Raw genomic sequence first — 21,435 nt, 5'->3', positions numbered from 1 at the left:
TATCGCTTGAAGACTAGAACTATTTCACAGCTTTCCGCCGTCACTCCTGGTCAGGATCTTACTCATGTTGTCCTTTATCAATCCTGTTATTGCACTTTTCGGATGTGTCGGCTTTGGCTATCTGGTAGGTAAAATAAGAGTTGGCCCGATTGAGCTTGGCGGGGTGTGTGGAACACTTTTTGTAGCGTTGGCTGTTGGCCAATTGGGAGTGCGGATCAGTCCCGACCTCAAAGACGCTGCTTTTGCCCTTTTTATATATGCACTTGGATTTACTGCTGGTCCCCAGTTTTTTGCCAACATCCGTGGTGGATGGCGCTACGGAATTTTTTCGATACTCGAGATCGTGTGTGTACTGGCGTTACTGGCATTATCCATACTTGTCTTTCGGATGGATATTGGCACAGCGGTGGGTTTATTCGCTGGGTCAGCAACTGAGTCAGCTGTAATCGGTACTGCCTCGGAGGCCATCGCTCGTCTCGATATGAACGAAGAAACGATCCTCCAGTTACAGGCAAATGTTGCAACGGCCTATAGTCTCACTTACCTCTTCGGTCTGGTTTCAATAGTTGTTTTTACGACGCAGATCGCTCCTTTGATCTTGAAGTCTGACCTGAAACAAGAAGCTCAGCAACTTGCACGATCACTCGGATCAACGGATGATGACAACGACCCGGTTGAGGGGTTTCCTGTGTTTGTTGGGCGCGCATTTCGTGCAGGTGGTCTCAGCGGTCAATCAATTGGGGAGTTTGAACAGAGCCGCAATTGGGCCGTTGCGATTGAGCGCGTGCAACGCGATAGTGAACTTCTGGAAGTATCAGCAGATTTTCGATTAAGAGACGACGACATTGTTTTCGTACGCGGACGTCGAAATGCGGTGATAGCCGCTTCCGATCAAATGGGCAAAGAAGTACCAGTACCACAAGGAACTAGTTTCCAACTGACAATCCAGGACGTCGTTCTGACACGCAAGGAAGCTTTCGGTCGCCAAATCCGTCAGCTCCGGCATATCGCCGATCCCGAATTGCAACGGGGTATCTTCATCGTAAGCGTGCGGCGTATGGGACAGAGCATCCCTGCTTTATCGGGAACGATTCTGCAACAGGGAGATGTTGTATCGCTCTATGGTGAGGATCGAGCCGTATCACGAGCTGCACAGGAACTGGGGAAATTGCTGCCGCATGGGAATAAAACCGACTTCATGTTCCTGGGGATCGGCGTCATTGTCGGGCTCCTCGTAGGCCAGTTAAGTTTCAAGTTCGGAACTCTGGTGCTAACGCTGGGTTCAGGCGGAGGAGCACTGGTGTCCGGTTTGATATTTGGCTGGCTGAATATGCGTCATCCGGTTTTTGGTAAACTACCGCTTGCCGCAGCTGATTTTGCGAAGGATTTTGGTCTGGCTGCGTTCATTGCATCGATCGGTCTCAGTGCGGGCCCGGACGCAGTTGATCTTGTTAAGAAGTACGGTCTTATTTTACCGTTTCTGGCGGTCCTTGTATCCGTCATACCAGCGACGGTGTCGCTTTTTGTGGGCTCGAAACTGATGAAAATCGAGACTCCTATCCTGTTGGGGGCAATCGCAGGGCAACATTGTAGTACTCCCACTATCAGTGCTCTCGTTTCACGTGCGGGAAACTCTATTCCTGTGATTGGCTATACGGTAACCTATGCTATTTCAAATGTGTTGCTTCCTCTCGCGGGTCCGATAGCAGTGGCTCTGGCTTCATTTCTGACCGGTTAGGACGCGTTTGTGCGGGCATCATCAAGCGGTCGAGTTTCGTGACGATTCAAGTCTTTCTTCAAATATTGGCTGCGCGATTGATGGCCAGAACAGGAGCATCAGGATTGTCCGTCGATCGAGCTGAGTTGTTCACGTTTACTGGGCTTTATTTGCGTCCGACTCATTTTCTTATCATGCCGCGAGTATAGCTCTCTAGCCCACCCCATTTTTTGGAGTGTTCCGGGATGTCGTCAACATGTCATAATTATCCACCGGTATAGTAGCATTGAAAAGTGTGTGTGCCGCGACTGGCTTGTGAACCGCCGCAGCCGTAAACTACCTGGCACCGAAATATCCTCCCGCCAAACTAAAGAATGAAACTTCATCCGGGGAACGGGTGACCGATCAATCGCGGTGTCGGCGACAGCATTACGCGCGTTGTTCGCACTACCCTTGCGGAAGCAGCCTCATCAGGCGCTTTTTTCAGCCCGACAATTCCGCTGACCGGAAAACGTTGGAAAAGACAAATTCCCGAACGCAGCGCTTCTACAGGCGTCTAATGAGGGTCACCCACGCATGATATTCATCGCTATGCAGGGCCATAACTCGATACTATCGATGTGCAGTAGCCTGTGAGAATGCTACCGCATCAATTTCTCCGTCTTGCACACGATAGACAAGCGACTGTACGGTCTCCACCCCCGTTTGGGCAGTCTGTTCATTCGAATAGCGGATTAAGCCCTGCTTTACACCAACGCCGAAACGTTTCTTCAGTGCGTCTGGACGATCCTTTAAAGTCGGAACCGGGAGTGAGAGCCCAGTAAGATCTACCCGAGGAACCTCACATCCTGGGGTATGATCTTTAGCTACCTCAGTGGAGACAAAATTGACGAAGTCATCATCATCCTTCTCCTGACTGTCGGACACGAACCAGATACGTCTCTTTAATCCATCGACATCGAGATCATAACATAGCCAGGTCGTACCTTTCCCCATAGCAGTATGCGATTGAACATCTCCTCCAAAATGGTTTTGTATTTCGGAAATCGTCGTCTTTTCGAGTGAAATCTGCATTACCCCGGCGTTGATCTGGTTTTCAAAAGGCGTATCAAACTGATGCAAAACCGCCTTGGCCGTTTGCCCTCCAAGCACGAGCGATGGAAAGCCGAAAAGCCTGGTTGCGCCGTTTACAAACTCGGTTGCTCCAAAAAAAGCAACCGACATTGCAGCAACCAAACCTAGAAAAGAACGATATCTTAAAGACGCTTCCCTGCACATGGCTGTCATATTCGCAACTCCCGATATAAATGAAGTTAAACACCTTTTTGAATTGTCTTTTCCAGCGCAGCTGCGGTTCTCGCGACGAAAACATCGAGTTGCTAATAGTCATTCTTCCTGCGTTCGAAACTATGGCATTGAATGATGCCATAGTCCCGCGCACATCAAAGTACGTTACGGTAAATATACCTATACAACTATCGCCGACCCTAATTCACGGTCCACTTGAGTTCTGTTTCGCAGAAACAGCCAGGGTCGCATATCGACCAAACTGGTACACTGGTAACCGTCTTGTAAGCTATACTGTCAGAAATTGTACGGGGATTGAGGAAACCTTCGATTGAACTAGGCGGGATGACAGCACATCCTCGGAAGACCAACCAACTCATCGAATATCAGGTCTTTTGTTGCAAATTTACCGTAACGTACTTACCCTTTTGCACACTCCGTGGTGCCTTTTTATTTTAGCTTTCTCGCATCAAATCAGGTTGGATTGTGGTGCGGAGCCAGTCGAAACCAGATCAGGGTAAAGGCATCCTCCTTGCAAGGTAAAGAGGATAGTCTAGGAGAAGTAGACAATGATCAATAAAAGGAACTGGAGAATATTCCGGACATTCGCCCTGGATGGGGCCTTTAGTTCCTCTAAATCACGTTTAACATTGAAAAATTATCATCGATTTTTATTGTTACAGTCTGTCGCATCCCTGGCGCTAGTATGTTGGTCACAGAATCGTGCTTTGGCAGACTGCGTCGAGACAAGTCCCGGCACCGGTACCTATGATTGCTCCGGTACGGGACCTGGTCCAAGCTTTACGGCACAATCGGTAACGATCAATGCTGATAGCACAGCTAGTTTCACGAGCGACGTATCAATTACCGGGCCAGGAACCAGCGTGTTGAATAATCGCGGCACCCTCACGAATGGTCTGGTCGCAACCGATAATGACAGCTTCCGGCTGAACAACAACGGATTGATCGACGGAAACATTCAATTATATGGCGGCGGAAACAACGTCATAATCAACCTGGAAGACGGTACTGTCCAGAACGGTGTCACAAGTTCGGGGGATTCGAACGATACCGTAATAAACCGGGGGTTTTTTGCAGGTTCCATAGCCTTGGGTGCAGGGAATGACGATCTGCAGCTTGTAGCAGGCACGGTCCAGACATCCGTAGATATGGGTCCAGGTGACGATAACTTCGTCTGGTTCGTGGGGAATATCGCGGCTACCGTTCAAATGGGCGAAGGCGATGATGTAGCACGTTTTGGAAACCTCACAGAGGCAAACATGACCGCTGGAAAGCAAATCGATGGCGGGCTGGGACATGACACACTGATCTGGCAACATACAAGTAATGATGGAGGATATGGCTCGGGTGATCATCCCAGCAACATCGTAAACTGGGAAGAAATCGAGCTGCGAAACGGCTCGCAACTATCATTTATTTATACCACCGGGAACCTGACGCTTGGAGACGCGGAAACAGGCACAGGGACAATCTCTCTTGACGTTTCCAGTATGATAAATGCCGGCGAATCATATGGTTATGGCATTCTACCCCATGACCGTTCGCAGTTGGTCACCGTGAACAACGCCGGCGTCATAAATCTGACTAACGATCAACCCTCCTCGGGTAACTCGTTACACGACACATTTACCATTCGGGGCAACTATATGGGCCAGAACGGTAAATTGTGGCTTCACAGCTATCTCGGAGGCGATGACTCTCCATCTGACAAACTGATTATAGACGGTGGCCAGGGCGGCGGCTCCACAAACATAATGGTAACGAATGTTGACGGTCCAGGTGCCCTGACTGTTGGCAATGGGATTCAGGTTGTTGATGCGATCAATAGCGCCACAACAGGTACTCAAGCGTTCTCATTAGGAGGTCCGGTTGCGGCTGGGCCATTTGAATACGGGTTATACCGGGGTGGTATTGTTCCATCAGCTGACACCGATAATGACTGGTTCTTGCGGAATACTATAACGCCACCATCGCCGCCTTCACCTCCAGGACCTCCCGCACCACCATCGCCGCCTTCGCCTCCAGCGCCTCCGGCACCTCCTTCACCGCCCTCTCCACCTTCACCCCCGGCCCCTCCTTCGCCTCCCGCACCTCCATCGCCGCCTTCGCCTCCAGCGCCTCCGGCACCACCGTCACCGCCTTCTCCGCCGTCGCCTCAGCCGGTACCGGTACCGGTACCTAATATAAGGCCCGAGGTGCCGGGTCAGATAGTTGCGCCACTGGCTGCACAGCGACTGGGTTTGATGACAATGGGGACTTTTCATCAGCGTCGAGGTGATCAGTCATTCTTATCGGGACTAGGCGGACTGGTTTATACAGATAGCGCGAACCACACCCAGCCCGGGGTATGGGGCAGAGTTTTTGGTGCGCATAGTGAGCTCGGTGCTGAAGGAAAACTGGGTAATGCCGGTTACAAAATCGGCCCGGAGTTCGATGGCAATTACTGGGGACTACAGCTTGGCACCGATTTGCTGGGTGTTGAACACGATAACGGCGTCGTCGACCGGTTCGGCCTGTTTTATACCCATGCAGAAGCCTCCGGTGACATCAGCGGCAATATTCTTGGCGGTATAAGCCTTGCTGCTGGCGAACTGAATTTGAATGAAGACAGCATCGGAGCATACTGGACCAGAATTGCTCCAAGTGGGTGGTATCTCGATGTAGTAGCCAAATATGGCTGGTTGAACGGAAGCAGTGAATCCAGACGCGGCATAGGTTCGGATGTGGATGGCTCAAGCTTTGCGGCATCTGTGGAAACCGGTCGACCTTTTGAACTCTCGGAAGGCTGGGCACTTGAGCCACAGGCACAATTGATATGGCAGCATATCAACATCGATGACGCAAATGACCAGTTCTCAGATGTCACGCACGATTCATTTGATGCGGTGACGGGTCGGATAGGTGCACGGTTTGAATATACGGAGGGGTTCGGCAAAGCTCATGTCGGATTAAACCTTTGGCACGGTTTCTCTGCAGACAGTGTGGTAAAATTCAACGACACGCCGTTCGTGAGTGAGATCGGGGGAACCTGGCTCGATATCAACGTTGGAGGATCTTACGCCTTTAACGAGAACGTATCTGCTTTCGGAGATGTGAGTTATTCGTTCGATGTCGATGGAAACAAGGCCGAAACATTTGCTGGTGAAGTGGGCTTGAGAATTAAATGGTAAGCGGACGGGCTGCTGGCAATCCATCGATTGCCAGCGCTCGTTTCAAAAGCAAACGGCGGTGGATTCCCGGATGAGTAAACTTGTCGCCTACACTCTGGATGGTCTTGAACTGAATATTCGCCCGGCTCCCCTAGAGCGGGACTGGATGGATCAAAGCGATCAACGCTTCGCCTATCGTTGCCTCCCCCTCAACATCGCGAATGCTCACGGTTGGGAGCTGCTCTGCAAGTTCGGCTTTTCCGCAAGCTGGAACGGCAGAAAGTCGCTGGATGCGATCAGGATCCTGGCCAGAAATGATCCTTCGATTCAGGTATCCAGCCATTTCGGAGATGGAATACTCACCTTTCAGGTGCCCTGCCTGTTCAAGACAGAGCCTGGGTTTGATTTGTTTGTTACAGGTCCGGTTAACAGGCCAAAAGACGCTATTTCTCCGCTAACGGGAATTGTGGAGACGGATTGGTCACCATACACTTTCACGATGAACTGGCGTTTTACCCGACCGTTTCAACGAGTGTATTTCGAGGAGGGAGAACCATTTTGCCATATATTTCCAATTCCGAGAAACGGGCTCGAAGATTTAACGCCCCAGATCCAAACTCTATCAAGCGATCCAGACTTGCATCGGGAGTACCTGACATGGAAGGAAAGCCGCGACAATTTCAACGCAACTTTGCATGATCCGAATTCCGAGGCTGCAAAAACCAAATGGCAAAGAGGTTATTTCAAAGGTCACACTCCATCGGGAGAAAAAGGTACGGACGATCACAGAACCAAACTCAGACTCTGTCCTTTCAGCGTCAAGGATCTGCCTTAGGATCCTTTAGGCAAATTAAGGCACTTACTCGACGGCGAGAAACGCTTTCACTATACTTTTGCTTCCGATCCTGTCCCGGGGCTGTATTTTCCTCACATCGGGTAACCATTGAACGGCGGCCTGGGACACCGGCGTGGCCGACGAAGGGAGTGTCCTGAAGCACGCTTTCAAAAGCAGGTGCGCTCTAAACTTATCGACTAATATGACTGCACTATTGTTCATGTAATCAATTCAAGCCTCCCTGAGCCGCCAGGATTGCGTGCGATTGAGCATGAAGCGGGACACTGCGAAGTACACCAGGCGAGCAACCACATTGGTATAGAATATCATCATGCCCATCGCTGCCGCCGGTGCCACATCACCTGCATCGTCCATGTTGAGAACGGCAATAGAAGCAAGCGCAGTATGAGCCGAGTAGAGGAATACCACTGCCGATACCGTAGTCATGGCGTTGACGAACAAGTAGAGTGAAATATCAAGAATGGCTGGCAGGCAGACCGGCACCGTCACCCGGACGAACAGTTTATAGAATGGTTGCTTGAGCGAGGCCGATACTGCTTCAAACTCTGAATCCATCTGCTTTAACGCCGTGAGCGCCGTGAGATGTGCGACGCTGTAAAAATGCGTAACAGTGCAGATGACAAGTATAGCCATGGTTCCGTAGATACCATGAAGCGGATTGGAGGGATTGTTAAAGAAGAAGATATAGGAAAGGCCCAGCACCATACCTGGCACAGCCATTGGAAGCATCGCGAGAAACTGGAACAGCATCCTTCCCTTGGAAAAGCCATCTGTCTTCTCCACTGCATAAGCGCCAACGAACACAATGATCGTGCCAATGATCGCCGTCATGAAAGCAAGCTGGATCGAATTGCCATAGGCAACCCACCCGCCGCCATCCATGCGACTGAAATCGAAATTGCGCAGACTCAATGTCATATCATAAGGCCAGAAACTGACGACAGCCGCCAATTGGCACACCGCCATCAAGCCGACAATGAAAACCGCAATAAATGTACAATAGAGAAGGCTCAGATTATCTACAACCGGCTTCTTCTTTGGCACCAGTGGTACAGCGCGGGCAGACAGCAGAGCGACCTGTTTTCGCTGAATGGCCCGATCGACGAAGAAGGCAAGGATTGCCGGACACAACAGCATGACTGACACCACTGCGCCAATCTCGAAATTCTGCTGGCCAATAACCTGCTTGTATATGTCGACGGCAAGCACATTGAACTGGCCGCCGATAACTTTGGGCAAGCCGAAATCGGTAATCACCAGATTGAACACAACGAATGCCGCAGAGATCAGACCGTACCGGGCACCCGGAACGGTAACGGTCCAGAACGTGCGCCACTTCGAAGTGCGCAAGGCCTCGGCTGCTTCATAATGACGGGCATCGGAGACGGCGAGCGCAGTCGATATGATCATCAACGCATGCGGGAAGGTAAAGAATACGGAACCGAGAACGATCCCCAGTGGTCCGTAGATCGACACGCCGAAAAGCAGCTCCTTTAGTATACCCTGATTGCCGAACAGATAAATCAGCCCGATCCCCGGCAACAAAGACGGAACGAGAATTGGCATGACGGCGATCAGCTTGAAGAGCCCCTTGAAACGCATCTGCGAGCGGTTAAGTGCATACGCGAACCCGAACGCGAGCGTTACTGTCAGGATCGTGCTGATGACCGCGATCAGAAACGAATTCCTGATCGACAGAAACAGCGTTGGTGACGTAAAATAGGTCCGGTAGTTTTCAAGCCCGACTATCTGCGACGGCATCAGCATGACGCGCCGGAACGTGTTGGAGTCCAGCTCCTGCCACGCCTCACCTTGATGAGGCGTCGAGCCCACAAGGAAGCGCGCATCCAGTGTCAGCCCGCGAATTCGGTAATGTTCTGGCCCGCGGAAACTGAAATCCGGAAACAGATCGGTTGGTGACAATCGGCCACTGTTGGATGTGGCAAGGTCATCGGGTTTGAGGACGCCAAGCACTTCATTCAGCGCAGCAAGCGTTTTTGGCTCCTGCCAGTTACCCTTTCCGTCGCCGACCTGAACTTCAAAATTGCCGAGCCGGAACTGGTAGCTGTTGAAGGACTTGGTCAGCATGACGTAAAGCGGCGCGGCCAGCGTCATAAGGAGATAAAGGCCTATTACCAGCATCATGCCGCGCTTGATCCATTCATCAGCGCTCACTTTACGGAATACCGTTTTGCGGGAGGCGGCTGGTCCAGCCAGATGGTCGCTGAAAGTACTCATCACTGCCCCCTCTTGCCAAAAACCAACATGCGGCTCTTTGGCAGTTGAACCAGGATCGACATGCCCGCGCCAAGCCCGAGACGCCGCTCGGCATTGACCGAAAAATCTGCAATCAAAGGCTGGTTCTGAAGATCAGGACTGCGCATGTGCGTGCGCCAGAATGATCCCAAAAACTCCATGGATTCGATCTGTACCTCAATCAGGTTCTCGCCATTTTCGGCAAAGGAGCGATCATCGATTAAACGTCCATGCGGCACGATATCATTGGGACGAATAACGGCGACGGCTTCGGAACCGGCAGGCAGATCATGCTCATGACAGTGAAGAGAAAAACGCCCCACTCCAACCGCACCTTCATTGCCGACCACAACCGGATATTTGTTGGTTTCGCCAATGAAGTCAGCCACAAACAACGTCGTGGGCTTGCGATAGACCTCAAGTGGAGTTCCCACCTGTTCAATTTTGCCGCCATTCATCACGACGATGCGGTCAGCCGTCGCCAATGCTTCTTCCTGATCGTGGGTAACCATGATCGTGGTGACGCCAAGCTTGCGTTGCAGTTCCTTGATTTCGTGTCGCAGATGAACCCGGACTTTCGCATCAAGCGCCGAAAGTGGCTCATCCAGCAGAAGCAGTCCCGGCGAAATTGCGATTGCCCTGGCCAGTGCGACGCGCTGTTGCTGGCCACCTGAAAGCTGTGCCGGATACTTGTGCGCCTGATCGGCCAGATCGATCAGCTCGAGCAGTTCTTCAACACGTGCCTTTATCTCGGCGCGCGGACGCTTCCAGTTCTCCAGCCCGAAGGCGATATTCTTTTCGATCGTCAGATTGGGAAACAACGCATAGGACTGGAAAACGATGCCGTAATCCCGTTGTGAAGGAGGCAAGACCGAAATATTCCGTCCCGCCTGCCGGATGCTGCCTCGTGTTTGCAGATCCAGTCCGGCAATCGCACGCAGAAGAGTGGTCTTGCCGCATCCGGAAGGACCGAGAAAGCAGATGAACTCACCCTCGCCTATTTCAAGATTGATGTCTTTCAGAGCTTGAAATTCACCAAAGTTCTTCGATAGACCTTCGATCTGAAGATAGCTCTTGCGAACCTGTTCCGCAGGATTTGCCGATAGCGTGTCGTTAAACGTCACAGAATTCGAAGCGGCATCGTGGTTCACGCTTAAATTCCTCTGGATGAGCATGTTTTTCTCCCGTACGGACCTGAAAGTGCACGGTTTGCAGCGCTGTGAACGTCCAGCTGACTTCACGTATTGCGCGCCGCAAACCGAGCTTCGTTTCTGCAGAAAATGCTTCACCCTTTGGATTCGGATTTGGAATCGTAGCGCTTCGTCCACTCATCCAGAATTGCCTTCCGGTTATTGGCAGCCCATTCCAGATTGTTGTCGATCATCCTGGATTTGAGATCCGACGGAATATGCTCCACCGGCTTGGCAACACTTGGCAGGGCCACCACGGCGAAACTCTGGTTGAGTGCTTCCATTGCATTGGGGGTCAGCGTCCAGTCCATGAGGGTCCGGGCAGCCTCCAGATTGGGCGTGCCGGCCATTATCGCGACCGCTTCCGACTCCCAACCAGACCCTTCTTCCGGGAAAATGATATCAATCGGTGCGCCGGCCTTCTTGACTTGTGACGCCGGAAACTCAAACGAAATGCCAATCGGTATTTCACCGGCTCCTGCCATCTTGCACGGCTTGGAACCGGAATGGGTATAATTGGCGATATTGGCGTGAAGAGCATCCATGAAAGTCCACCCCTCCTTCTCGCCGAATACCTGCAGCCAGGATGATACATCGAGGAAGCCAGTTCCCGACGAGGCCGGATTGGGCATCACGACATGTCCCTTATATTCGGGCTTGGTCAGGTCCGCCCAACTCTTTGGCGGTTTCAGACCCAGTTTTTCAGCCTCTACTGTATTGAAGCATACGGCGGCGACATAGGCATCAAGCCCGATCCAGCTGGTCGGACGATCCTTGTCCACGAAACGCGGATCGAGCTTGTCAACGTCCTTCGGCGTGTAGGGCTCCAGCATTCCTTCGCTTTTCAATACCAGCAATGACGTGGCAGCAATACCCCAGATGATATCGGCCTTGGGATTGTTCTTCTCAGCCAGCAACTTGGCGGTCATCACGCCGGTAGAGTCGCGCACCCAATTGATCTTGATGTCCGGGTGGTCCTTGTTGAAAGCGTCGGCGAAACGCTGCAGGTCAACTGCCTCGAACGCAGTGTAGACGGTTAGTTCGGACTGTTGAGCCCGCGCGCTAAAAGGCAAGCTCAAGGCGGCCACGAGTGAAAATACGAATGCACCATGTTTCAGCATATGAATTTCCCCATTTTCAGACCTTTCAAGGCCTGGTTTTATGTTCCCTGTCCGATGCTTCTCGGACTTTTCCTGTTTTTTTTGCAGTATAGTGTGCAGTCAAGGTGAATAAGTAAAATCTATTTATTTTATGAATTCCAAGGCGGAACTTATAATGGACGATCAGCAGCTACTTGCCTCGAGAATGGCTCCTTCGATGACATCCAAAGCCTGATCCAGCTCGGTTCTCGTAATGATCAAAGGCGGCGACAGCGTCAACACATTCCCCTGACTGATCTTGAAACTGACACCACCGTCCAGGCAGCGATAATAGACAGCTTCCGCCATCGCCTGATCGGGTGTACGCGTGTAGCAATCTGTCACCAGTTCCACGCCAAAAAGCATTCCTCGTCCGCGCACATCACCAATATGACGACAGCGTGTTTGCAGCTCGCGCAAACGTTCCATTGCGTAGGCGCCAAGCTCTGCAGCGCGTTCGACCAGGCCATCCTGTTCAATGATCTCAATGGTCGTGAGTGCCGCGCGGGCCGTGACCGGATTCTTCTCGTGCGTATAATGGCCGATAGCATAGTCGCCGCAGACATCGAGATCGCGACGGACGATCGTGCTGGCAATGGGCAACAGCCCTCCGCCGAGCGATTTTCCAAGCACAATCATGTCTGGCGTAACGCCGTCATGATCGGACGCGAAAAATTTACCTGTCTTACCCAGTCCGGTCGGTATTTCATCAAAGATCAACAAGGTACCGTGCTGGTCGCAGGCCTCACGCACCTTTTTCCAGAATCCTGGCGGTGGCGGATAAGGCGTCGCACGCATGGGTTCGGCGACGACAGCTGCAATATCTCCTTCGCGTTCCAGCACAAACGACACGACATCTGCGCAGGCAATGCCGCAAGTCTCCGGGCTCTTGTGCTTGTAGTGGCAGCGATAACAGGCAAAGGGCGGCACATGCTCCGTCCCCGGTAACAGCGGGCCGGCAATACCTGAACGGAACGTCGCCTCGCCGCCGACCGATGATGCGCCGAAACCTGCACCATGAAAGGCGTCCCAGAAGGATAATGTCTTGAATCGTCCCGTGGCGGCACGAGCGACCTTCAACGCGACTTCGATGGCGTCCGATCCGCCGGTGGTAAACAGCACTTTGCCAAGATCGCCGGGCGCGAGTGCGGCGAGCTTTTCCGCAAGCTCTATTGCAGGTTCACAAGTGAAGCGACGAGGCGCAAAACAAAGCTCGTCCATCTGCTTCTTGACGGCTTCAATCAGACGGGGATGCGCATAACCGATATTATGGGCGCTATTGCCATGGAAATCCATGAAACGTCGCCCATTGGCATCCTCGATCCAAATGCCCTGCGCCCTGACGATCGCTGTTAGACAAGGGCTGGACAAGCTTTGATGCAGGAAAACCCCGGCATCGCGGTTCAGCAATTGCTGCATGGCAGAGCTGTTCGTTTGCGCCTGCCAGCGCTGGCGGGCTTCCGAGCGATTGGATTCGCCTTCCGTATGCACCGCCAGTTTCATCAGCTTTCCCTCCCCCGATGTTTCAGCCCTTCCAGCTATCTCGCTTATGCTTCCCAGGGGAGCGAGAATGTCTTGACGTTGGTGAAGCTCTTCATGGCTTCAATCACGCCTTCCTTGTAGCCATTGCCGGAGTCCTTGATGCCACCAAACGGAGACATCTCGATCCGATACCCTGGCACTTCCCAGATATTGACGGTACCGACCTTGAGACCCCGGATGTATTTCTGCATGCGACGGTAATCATTGGTGCAGACGCCTGACGACAAACCAAAATCCGTTGAATTCGACAGAGCTATCAGTGCGTCGTCATCTTCAGGTGCCCGTATGATCGGAATAACGGGACCGAATGTTTCCTGCATAACCAGTTCCGAATGATGGGGAACTTCGTCTACCACGATCGGCGGCAGCAAGGCGCCCTGTCTGCCCGGATCGTAAAGTACCTTGGCACCCTGTTCGGCAGCAGAATAAACAAGCTGCTCGAAACGCGCTGCCGCCTGCTCGTGCACGACGGTACCAAGTTCCGTCTTCGGGTCCATGGGATCACCAAAGCGAATTTTTTTCGCCCGTTCCAGAACCATAGGCACGAAACGGTCCGCCACACTGCCCTGACACAGAATACGCTTCACTGCGGTGCAGCGCTGGCCGGAATTCTTGGTGGCACCAGCAACCGCCAGGTCCGCCGCCTTCGCGAGATCATCGTCGCTCAGATCGTTGAGGATGATAAGAGGATCGTTGCCGCCCAGTTCCAATACCATCCGCTTGTAACCACCGGTACGGGCAATCATTTTGCCAACTGGAACACCGCCGGTGAAGGTGATGAGATCGATATCCGGGTTCGTGATCATTTCCAGCCCGATATCGTTGGGCAGACCTGTGACGACAGACAGCATCTGTGGTGGCAAGCCAGCTTCATACATGATGTCGCACAACATGAGCGCCGTCATTGGCGTCAGCTCTGTGGGCTTCACCACTACGCAATTATTCGTGGCAATCGCAGGTGCAACTTTATGTGCCACCATATTCAGCGGATGATTGAACGGCGTAATCGCAGAGATCGCGCGCAATGGTTCGCGGGTAGTGAAAATCTTGCGCGCCTTGCCGTGCGGTGTGAGATCGCAAGAGAAGATTTCACCGTCATCATGCAGGCACATCTGCCCCGAAAGGGTGAAGACATCATAAGCGCGACCGACTTCGTAATAGGCATCCATCTTGGAGATACCGAGCTCCGAGGTGATCAGGCTGGCCATTTCCTCTTTACGCTCGACCAACAGCTCGGCAGTGCGTAACAGGATTTTCTGTCGCTCGTAACGGGTCAGCTTCGATTCATAGGAGGCTGCAATCCTGAATGCTTCGCGCGCGTGTTCTGACCGACCAGCCGGGACGGTGCCGATCACCGCATTCGTATAGGGATAATGAATATCAAAAGTCGTATCGGCATCGACCTGGCGGCCAGCAATACGCATGGGTTCGTGACGTGTCTTGATCTGTGTTTCAGGCTTGACCATCGGGTGTTCCTTCGATCATCATATATGCACATTCAGGTCATCGACCAGAAAGCGGTTCTAATAGCGGGCGTCAGGCTCCGACATGTGCTGCAGCCTTCGTCGCATAGAAGAAGGCATCAAAATTCCGCAAACCCGGCGCATTTGGCAGGTCCGGCATCTGCCGGTTGACGATGAACGGCACTTCCTGCTCAGTCAGCCCGCCGTGCGAACGCAAAGGTTCGTTGAGTGCTGCCAGATCATGTCTATGCTCGCTGGTGCCGATAGCCTTGTTGACGGTCGAAACCAGAACGACGTCGCCGATACGGTCAGTTGGCAGCTCGAAGCGCTCGGCGGCGGCGGCGTTACCCAGAACGACGTCTATACCCTCAATCCCTGCAAGTCGTTTCATGATATCGGTAATGTCCGCGCCTTCCGGCAGATAGGCTGTGGCGAACGAGCCCAGAGCACCGTGATGCACGACATAAGGATCGGTGATCGGCAGGATCACCCGAGCAGCATTCTTGCCAAGCCATTCATCCAGAATATCCTGAACATAAACCACATCGGGCGAACCGTCGGCCTTGTGCTTCGCCTTCATTCCGTGATCGGCTGTAACGACAATTGCCGCACCAAGCGCATCAAGTTCTGTCAGATACTTGTCGAACATTTCATAGAAGGCATTGGCTTGCGGTGTGCCCGGTGCATACTTGTGCTGCACGTAGTCTGTGGTGGTGAGATACATTACATCTGGACGGAACGTCTGCAGTAGCTTCACACCAGCAGCAAAGACGAACTCCGACAATTCAGCCGAATAAACTTCCGGCACGGGCATGCCCAGCCATTTCGAGGCATTATCAATGCCGTTTTCCGCCCTGGTCGTAGTATCCGAGCGCTCTGCCGAGAAGCATACCGCACGGTCATCGTAATATTTCAGGCCCGCACCCAGGAGTGCGCGTAACTTGTCCTTTGCCGTAACCACTGCAACTTTGGCGCCGGCATCATGGAAAGATTTAAAGATGGTCGGCGCGCGCAGGAAGCGAACGTCATTCATCATCACTTCCGTTCCTGTTTCACGGTCATAAAGATAGTTTCCACAAATCCCGTGCACAGCAGGCGGACGCCCAGTCGCAATGGAAAGATTATTCGGGTTGGTAAAGCTGGGAATGACGCTGTGCGCGGTGCGAACCGTCCCGTTCTGCTTGATCCGTTTCAATGTCGGCATGAGCCCGGCGGCGATAGCTTCATCCAGATAGGCCGGTTCACATCCATCCAGACAGATCGCGATCGCCGGGTCCTTGGGCCAACTATAGTCACGATCATTTGCCGGAACAGTCAGATTGGTCATCTTATTCACGTCGATATCCTTTGGGGCCGGGTTAAACCCGTTCGTGTTTCAAAATCTATGCGGCAAGCTTCGCTCGTTCATCAAGCGCTGCAGCAGGTGGCACAGCGGTATCGACGCCCATGGCATCGAGGCTTTCCCGCGCAGCCGTGACAACCCTGCGCATGACAGCCGCGTCCATGCGACCTATACAGCCAATACGGAAACTATCGACCACCGTCAGTTTTCCGGGATAGATGATAAAGCCCTTTGTCTTCATCAGTTCATAAAACCTGTTGAACTCGAAATTCGGGTGTGCCGGCGTGAAGAATGTCACGATGATCGGCGACAGCCAGCGGTCACGAAGCAGAGTTTCAAAGCCAAGCTCGCGCATTCCGGCAACCATGACATCACGGTTTTCGGTGTAGCGTGCGAGGCGACCCTTTGCTCCACCTTCCACCTCATGCATGCGCAACGCTTCCATGAAGGCGGCAACAACATGGGTCGGTGGTGTGTAGCGCCACTGCCCCGTCTTGTTCATTGCCGCCCATTGAGCATGAATATCGAGCGACAGCGAGTGACAGTTTCCCTGGGAAGCTTCCAGTTCGTTCTTTCGGGCAATAACGAACCCAAAACCCGGCACGCCTTCTATACATTTATTGGCAGACGAAACCATTGCCTCATAACGGACTGTGCCAACACTGAGATCGATTGCGCCGAAGGCACTCATCGAGTCCACCAGCAATTTGCGTCCACGTGCATAAACCACTTCAGAGATTTCGCCGATCGGATTGAGAATGCCTGAGCTCGTTTCGCAATGCACGACAATCACATGCGTGATGGCGGGGTCAGCATCGAGAGCCGCGGCCACTTCATCTCCGCGTGGCGGCAAGTAATCGCCTTTATCAATCGTGCGATAGGCACGTCCCAGATAATCCAGCGTCTGCGCAATACGCTGGCCGTAGGCACCGTTGATCAGAACGAGAATCTTGCCATCACGGGGCACAAACGTGCCCAACATCGCTTCGACCGCAAAGGAACCGCTTCCCTGGATCGGGACACAGTCGAATTCGCCTTTTGTGTCTCCGGCAATAGCCAGCAACCGCTCGCGCATTTCCGCCGTCATGCCGCGGAAATCACCGTCCCAGGAACCCCAGTCCCGCAACATTGCCTGCTTGACTTCGGTTGCGGTCGTCAACGGTCCAGGCGTGAGGAGATATGGCTCGCCCAGAACGGGGGGGTCAAATCGGGGCGTAATGACTTTGTTGTATTCCACCATTTATGTCCTCCACACAGTTTTCGAATGAACCTGTTTCAAATGGCTGGACATAGATTGTGATTTGGCCGTGTATTTGTAAAATCGTTCTTTCAGATCAAATTATAAATTTTGCTTATGGTTTTTGTCTTCCAGTTTCAGCACATCCACCCTGGACAAGAACGAAAGAATCCAGACTGCAAATGTAGCGGCCTGCCAAACAGAAGCTTCAAAGCCTCACAGTCTGTTTTTTGCGATTTCCATAAACGCTCTGATGAGTGCTCCCGAACTCCGCTCGTTCAGACAGATAGCCGCTTCGTCCATGAGCATCTCGTCCGAGTTGATCTGGATTGCTTTCAAGCGCATGTCGGCACTGAACTCGGCTTTCGAGACAAAACCAATGCCGGCACCACTCGCAACGATTTCCCGTACCGCCTCACGCCCTTCTGCTTCGATGACAGGCACAAGAGAAATACCCTTGCCAGACGCAAGCTCCTCAAGCTTCCGCCGTGTTTTTGATCCTTGCTCGCGGAAAATCAACGGTAACTCTGCCAGTTGTTCCAATGTGAGGGATTGCAGTTTGGATGCCGGATGATTGACTGACGCAAAAGCGATGATGGGAGATGAACTGAGCCTGTGTATCTCGAAATCTTGCGAATTCGGGACTTCGCCCAATATGCCAATATCGGCTTCGTAACTGTAAAGAGCCCTGACAACGGAATCGGTATTGCCCGTATTCACGCTGATTTTCACGTCCGGATAGCGATTGCGGAATATACGTAGAATGTCCAGGAGATGATGCGCCGCGTCAGCAAAAATTGTCAGATTACCGGTCCTGAAAGCGCGGGACTCCGACAGTAGCTCATTGGCCTGCTTCTCGACTTCAAACAAACGATGGGTAATTTCGAGTAGCTTCTGACCAGATTCCGTAAGCGTAACCTGTTTTTTATGCCGGTAGAAAAGCAGGATGTCATATTCTTCTTCCAGCTTGCGCACCTGGTCGGAGATTGCGGGCTGCGTAAGGAAAAGAGCTTCTGCAGCACGAGAAAAGCCGCCGTGGATCGCCACATAGTGAAAAGCACGCAGCTGCACATATCGCATCGCATATCATCCTGCTCATGTGTTGAACAACTAGATCATTATAACCCAAACTTATGGACTGATCTGAAAGAACGATTTTACAAATAGTCGAACAAATCACAACCTAAGTCCAGCCATTTGAAGCAGGTTCAATCAACAAGACTTGCGAGGTTCAGAACGACGATCAAATGAAACGCTGAAACGGGAGGTTCGAGCACGATGGCGCTCTATGATGTTGCTATTGTCGGCGGCGGTATAATCGGCCTTGCCCACGCTTATGCTGCGGCAGTTCGGGGCAAGAAAGTTATAGTTCTGGACCGCGACGCGCAGAGCAATGGCGCATCAATCCGCAACTTTGGCTTTGTAACGATAACCGGCCAGGCGGCAGGCGATTGCTGGACGAAGGCGCGCCGCTCACGTGAGATATGGGAGGATGTTGCCAACGCAGCCCGCATCGACATTCTTCAACGTGGCATGCTGCTGGCCGCTCGACACGGTCCAGCCGAAACCCTCATCGATGCATTCCTGGAAACAGATATGGGAGCAGAGTGCAGGAAGATCGCGACGGGCGACGCGCAAAAACTTGTGCCGGCATTACGGAAGGAAGCTGCACAATTCGCCATGTTCAGTCCGCATGAGATCCGTGTCGAGTCCCGCGAAGCACTCCCTCGTATGGTTGCGTTCCTCCGTGAAAAACTGGGTGTCGTATTTCAATGGAATACCGATGTTTATGCAGTCAACACGCCGTCAATCCTGACCAGTAATGGCGTGGTCAAAGCCGAAACAGCCGTGATCTGTCCCGGTGACGATTTCACCGGTCTGTTTGCCGACAGACTGCGGAAATATGAACTGACCCGTTGCAAGTTGCAGATGCTACGTGTCACGACGCAGTTACACAAAGCATTCGAGCCGACAATCCTCTCTGAGCTCTCACTTGCTCGCTCATCCGGCTATGCGGGGCTTCCAGGCCTCGACGAATTGCAGCACCAATTGAACTGCGAAATGCCCGACCAACGCGCGAACGACATCCACTTGATCGTCGCACAATCGTCCGATGGTTCATTGGTCGTCGGGGACAGCCATCACTATGCCAGAACTCCTGATCCCTTCGGCTCAGCCGAAGTTGAAGAATTCATGCTCGCCGAGCTCGACCGCGTTCTGAAATTGCCGGGGCGCAGCGTCTCGGCGCGCTGGATCGGCACTTACGCATCGGCCCCTGGTCGCTGGCGCGTTACCGATCAGCCATCGGATGCTGCACGGGTTGTGGTCGTCACCAGCGGCTGCGGCGCATCAACATGCTTTGCAATCGCCGAAGAAACAATCGAAGACCTCTTTGGCAGTCAAACGGTGCCTATGAAAAGTCCTGTCCCTCAATTGGATTGACGTTGGTTGGTAACAGATGAATGGTTCTTTGGTCCTTTTGCATCTGGCCGGTGCAGTTGCGCTCCTGCTTTGGGCGACACGCATGGTTCGGACCGGGGTGGAGCGTGCCTATGGCGACCGGCTGCGCAGACGCTTGCGCAACCAGATGCAGAACCCGCTGCTTTCCGTCGCCTTCGGCCTTGCCCTTGCTGTCGCCTTGCAAAGCTCGACAGCGGTTACGCTTCTCGTCGGTTCATTTGTCGGTTCAGGTTTTGTCAGCGGCATCGCAGGCCTCATGGCCGTGCGCGGCGGTGAGCTTGGCTCCGCCCTCGTCGTCAAGATCCTGAGCTACGATCTCACGCTTCTGGTACCGCTCTGCCTTGTCATCGGCACCGGCATCTTCATGACCACCGAGCGTCGTGACTGGCGGCAGATCGGACGCATTCTGGTCGGTATCGGCCTTCTCATCATGTCGCTGGAAATGACTGGGCAAGCTACCGAGCCGCTGCGGCAAAGCGAGCTTCTGCCGGTCATCGTCGACTATCTGTCGGGCGACCCGATCACGGCCTATCTGCTCGCAGCCCTCATGACATGGCTGTTTCATTCCAGCGTTGCCGCCGTCATCCTGCTGACCACCTTTGCCTCGCGCGGGCTGATCCATCCAGAGCTCGCTGTGGTGATGGTTCTCGGCGTCAATCTGGGGTCTTCGATCATCGCCCCGATCCTGACCCGGCATGCGCCACCTGAAACCCGCGTCGTTCCACTCGGCAATCTTTTGATGCGCGGCGCCGGGTCACTCATCATGCTCGTGCTTTACCAGACCTTCAAACCGTCGGTCGCCTTTCTCGGCACCGATCCGGTTTCGCAGGTGGTCAATGCGCATATCCTGTTCAATGTCATCGTGATGATTGCCGGTATTCCGCTTTCCGGCCTCGTGCTGCGCGCAACCGAGGCTCTGGTCAATCTCAATGCGGACAAGGGCAGCCCGGCTTCGCAGCAACCCATCGAGATCGAGCAATATAGCGCGCTCGACACTGCCGTGCTCGACCGGCCCTCGCAGGCGCTTGCCAATGCGACCCGGGAAGTGGTCGGCGTCTGCGACACGATCGAAGTCATGCTGCGGCGGGTCATGGAGCTATATGAGAAGCCCGATCAGGTGCGGATCGATGAACTTGAAGCCCTTGATGACCGCGTGGACAAGCGCCATGCCGCCATCAAGCTCTATCTGACCAGGCTTGCAACCCATGAGCTGAGTGATTTCGAGTCGCTGCGCATGCAGGAATTGCTGGGCGCATGTGTGAAGCTTGAGCAGGTCGGCGACATCATCGTGCGCAACATGCTGGCGCATGTTCAAAAGAAGATGGATCACAAGCTGGAATTCACCGAAGAAGGCTGGAAGGAACTCAGCCATTTCCACGCCATGGTTCTGGCCAATGCGCACATGGCGTTCAATGTGATCGTCTCACGCGATGGCCGTACGGCCCGTCAGCTAGTGCAGGAAAAGGACCAGCTGCGTGAACTGGAAAAGCAGACCAGCATGCGCCATTTCAGCCGACTGCGCGAAGGCGCCACCCGCAGCATCGAGACCAGCAGCATCCATCTCGACACGATCCGCGACCTCAAGCAGATCAACTCGCTTCTCGCCTCAATGGCCTATCCCGTCCTCGAAGAACAGGGCCTCCTCAGCGATACGCGCCTGAAAGCCGTCAAGCAGGGCTGAAATCAGACCATGTGGCAGCGGGCACACACCTGCAGCCGCAAGACATTGAATATCAAAAGGAAATATCCGCAGCAGGGCGAACCCGCACACGGGCA

14 protein-coding genes are annotated in these 21,435 nt (G+C 53.2%); 5 read left to right on the top strand and 9 right to left on the bottom strand.

The window, feature by feature from the left end; genetic code table 11:
• Positions 1 to 64 precede the first annotated feature (64 nt).
• On the top strand, positions 65 to 1,738 hold the full coding sequence (aspT, locus tag AAE521_RS06470) for an aspartate-alanine antiporter (RefSeq protein ID WP_071631690.1): 1,674 nt from the start codon (positions 65 to 67) through the stop codon (positions 1,736 to 1,738).
• Positions 1,739 to 2,329: 591 nt separating this feature from the next.
• Here aspT and AAE521_RS06465 read toward each other — a convergent pair.
• Positions 2,330 to 3,004 carry a hypothetical protein gene (locus tag AAE521_RS06465; protein WP_342060773.1) on the bottom strand — a complete coding sequence of 225 codons (675 nt, stop codon included), beginning with the start codon at positions 3,002 to 3,004 and terminating at the stop codon, positions 2,330 to 2,332.
• 569 nt (positions 3,005 to 3,573) lie between these two features.
• Between AAE521_RS06465 and AAE521_RS06460 the strand changes: the two genes are divergently transcribed.
• Both AAE521_RS06460 and AAE521_RS06455 read left to right on the top strand, forming a co-directional pair.
• Entirely contained in the window at positions 3,574 to 6,195 is a 2,622-nt protein-coding gene (locus tag AAE521_RS06460) for an autotransporter family protein (protein ID WP_342060772.1), read from the top strand.
• 70 nt (positions 6,196 to 6,265) lie between these two features.
• Entirely contained in the window at positions 6,266 to 7,009 is a 744-nt protein-coding gene (locus AAE521_RS06455; protein WP_342060771.1) for a DUF6065 family protein, read from the top strand.
• Between the two features lie 231 nt (positions 7,010 to 7,240).
• On the opposite strand, the gene AAE521_RS06450 is transcribed toward AAE521_RS06455, so the two are convergent.
• From AAE521_RS06450 to AAE521_RS06415, 8 genes are all read right to left on the bottom strand, one after another.
• Positions 7,241 to 9,268 carry a putative 2-aminoethylphosphonate ABC transporter permease subunit gene (locus AAE521_RS06450; protein ID WP_071631695.1) on the bottom strand — a complete coding sequence of 676 codons (2,028 nt, stop codon included), beginning with the start codon at positions 9,266 to 9,268 and terminating at the stop codon, positions 7,241 to 7,243.
• Complete coding sequence (locus AAE521_RS06445) at positions 9,268 to 10,437, bottom strand: putative 2-aminoethylphosphonate ABC transporter ATP-binding protein (protein WP_374865020.1); 1,170 nt, start codon at positions 10,435 to 10,437, stop codon at positions 9,268 to 9,270. The genes AAE521_RS06450 and AAE521_RS06445 overlap by 1 nt, the downstream gene beginning before the upstream one ends.
• Before the next feature lie 134 nt (positions 10,438 to 10,571).
• Positions 10,572 to 11,597, bottom strand: coding sequence for a putative 2-aminoethylphosphonate ABC transporter substrate-binding protein (locus tag AAE521_RS06440; protein WP_071631696.1), 1,026 nt, complete (start codon positions 11,595 to 11,597; stop codon positions 10,572 to 10,574).
• Positions 11,598 to 11,759: 162 nt separating this feature from the next.
• Entirely contained in the window at positions 11,760 to 13,118 is a 1,359-nt protein-coding gene (gene pbfA / locus AAE521_RS06435; protein WP_342060770.1) for a (R)-1-hydroxy-2-aminoethylphosphonate ammonia-lyase, read from the bottom strand.
• Positions 13,119 to 13,162: 44 nt separating this feature from the next.
• Positions 13,163 to 14,623: a phosphonoacetaldehyde dehydrogenase gene (phnY, locus tag AAE521_RS06430; protein ID WP_342060769.1), complete on the bottom strand. Its 1,461-nt coding sequence runs from the start codon at positions 14,621 to 14,623 to the stop codon at positions 13,163 to 13,165.
• A 70-nt stretch (positions 14,624 to 14,693) separates the two neighbouring features.
• Positions 14,694 to 15,947, bottom strand: coding sequence for a phosphonoacetate hydrolase (gene phnA / locus AAE521_RS06425; protein ID WP_374865038.1), 1,254 nt, complete (start codon positions 15,945 to 15,947; stop codon positions 14,694 to 14,696).
• Positions 15,948 to 16,002: 55 nt separating this feature from the next.
• On the bottom strand, positions 16,003 to 17,202 hold the full coding sequence (locus AAE521_RS06420; protein ID WP_071631700.1) for a 2-aminoethylphosphonate--pyruvate transaminase: 1,200 nt from the start codon (positions 17,200 to 17,202) through the stop codon (positions 16,003 to 16,005).
• Between the two features lie 213 nt (positions 17,203 to 17,415).
• On the bottom strand, positions 17,416 to 18,279 hold the full coding sequence (locus AAE521_RS06415; RefSeq protein WP_071631701.1) for a LysR substrate-binding domain-containing protein: 864 nt from the start codon (positions 18,277 to 18,279) through the stop codon (positions 17,416 to 17,418).
• Positions 18,280 to 18,477: 198 nt separating this feature from the next.
• On the opposite strand from AAE521_RS06415, the gene AAE521_RS06410 reads away from it, so the two are divergent.
• Together AAE521_RS06410 and AAE521_RS06405 are read left to right on the top strand one after the other, a co-directional pair.
• Positions 18,478 to 19,641, top strand: coding sequence for a TIGR03364 family FAD-dependent oxidoreductase (locus AAE521_RS06410; RefSeq protein ID WP_071631702.1), 1,164 nt, complete (start codon positions 18,478 to 18,480; stop codon positions 19,639 to 19,641).
• Positions 19,642 to 19,657: 16 nt separating this feature from the next.
• A complete protein-coding gene (locus AAE521_RS06405; RefSeq protein ID WP_342060767.1) occupies positions 19,658 to 21,340 on the top strand; it encodes a Na/Pi cotransporter family protein in 1,683 nt (560 codons plus the stop codon).
• Positions 21,341 to 21,435: the final 95 nt, after the last annotated feature.

Origin of the sequence: Brucella cytisi, assembly GCF_038433355.1 — a bacterium.
GTDB lineage: Bacteria > Pseudomonadota > Alphaproteobacteria > Rhizobiales > Rhizobiaceae > Brucella > Brucella cytisi.
The sequence above is the reverse complement of the archived record's forward strand: the minus strand, read 5'-3'. Positions and strand labels throughout refer to the sequence as shown.

What these genes read in the sequence shown, in the direction of transcription:
- aspT (WP_071631690.1), top strand. Translation starts at nt 65, where the DNA reads ATGTTGTCCTTTATCAATCCTGTTATTGCACTTTTCGGATGTGTCGGC.
- AAE521_RS06465 (WP_342060773.1), bottom strand. Translation starts at nt 3,004, where the DNA reads ATGACAGCCATGTGCAGGGAAGCGTCTTTAAGATATCGTTCTTTTCTA.
- AAE521_RS06460 (WP_342060772.1), top strand. Translation starts at nt 3,574, where the DNA reads ATGATCAATAAAAGGAACTGGAGAATATTCCGGACATTCGCCCTGGAT.
- AAE521_RS06455 (WP_342060771.1), top strand. Translation starts at nt 6,266, where the DNA reads ATGAGTAAACTTGTCGCCTACACTCTGGATGGTCTTGAACTGAATATT.
- AAE521_RS06450 (WP_071631695.1), bottom strand. Translation starts at nt 9,268, where the DNA reads ATGAGTACTTTCAGCGACCATCTGGCTGGACCAGCCGCCTCCCGCAAA.
- AAE521_RS06440 (WP_071631696.1), bottom strand. Translation starts at nt 11,597, where the DNA reads ATGCTGAAACATGGTGCATTCGTATTTTCACTCGTGGCCGCCTTGAGC.
- pbfA (WP_342060770.1), bottom strand. Translation starts at nt 13,118, where the DNA reads ATGAAACTGGCGGTGCATACGGAAGGCGAATCCAATCGCTCGGAAGCC.
- phnY (WP_342060769.1), bottom strand. Translation starts at nt 14,623, where the DNA reads ATGGTCAAGCCTGAAACACAGATCAAGACACGTCACGAACCCATGCGT.
- phnA (WP_374865038.1), bottom strand. Translation starts at nt 15,947, where the DNA reads ATGACCAATCTGACTGTTCCGGCAAATGATCGTGACTATAGTTGGCCC.
- AAE521_RS06420 (WP_071631700.1), bottom strand. Translation starts at nt 17,202, where the DNA reads ATGGTGGAATACAACAAAGTCATTACGCCCCGATTTGACCCCCCCGTT.
- AAE521_RS06415 (WP_071631701.1), bottom strand. Translation starts at nt 18,279, where the DNA reads ATGCGATATGTGCAGCTGCGTGCTTTTCACTATGTGGCGATCCACGGC.
- AAE521_RS06410 (WP_071631702.1), top strand. Translation starts at nt 18,478, where the DNA reads ATGGCGCTCTATGATGTTGCTATTGTCGGCGGCGGTATAATCGGCCTT.
- AAE521_RS06405 (WP_342060767.1), top strand. Translation starts at nt 19,658, where the DNA reads ATGAATGGTTCTTTGGTCCTTTTGCATCTGGCCGGTGCAGTTGCGCTC.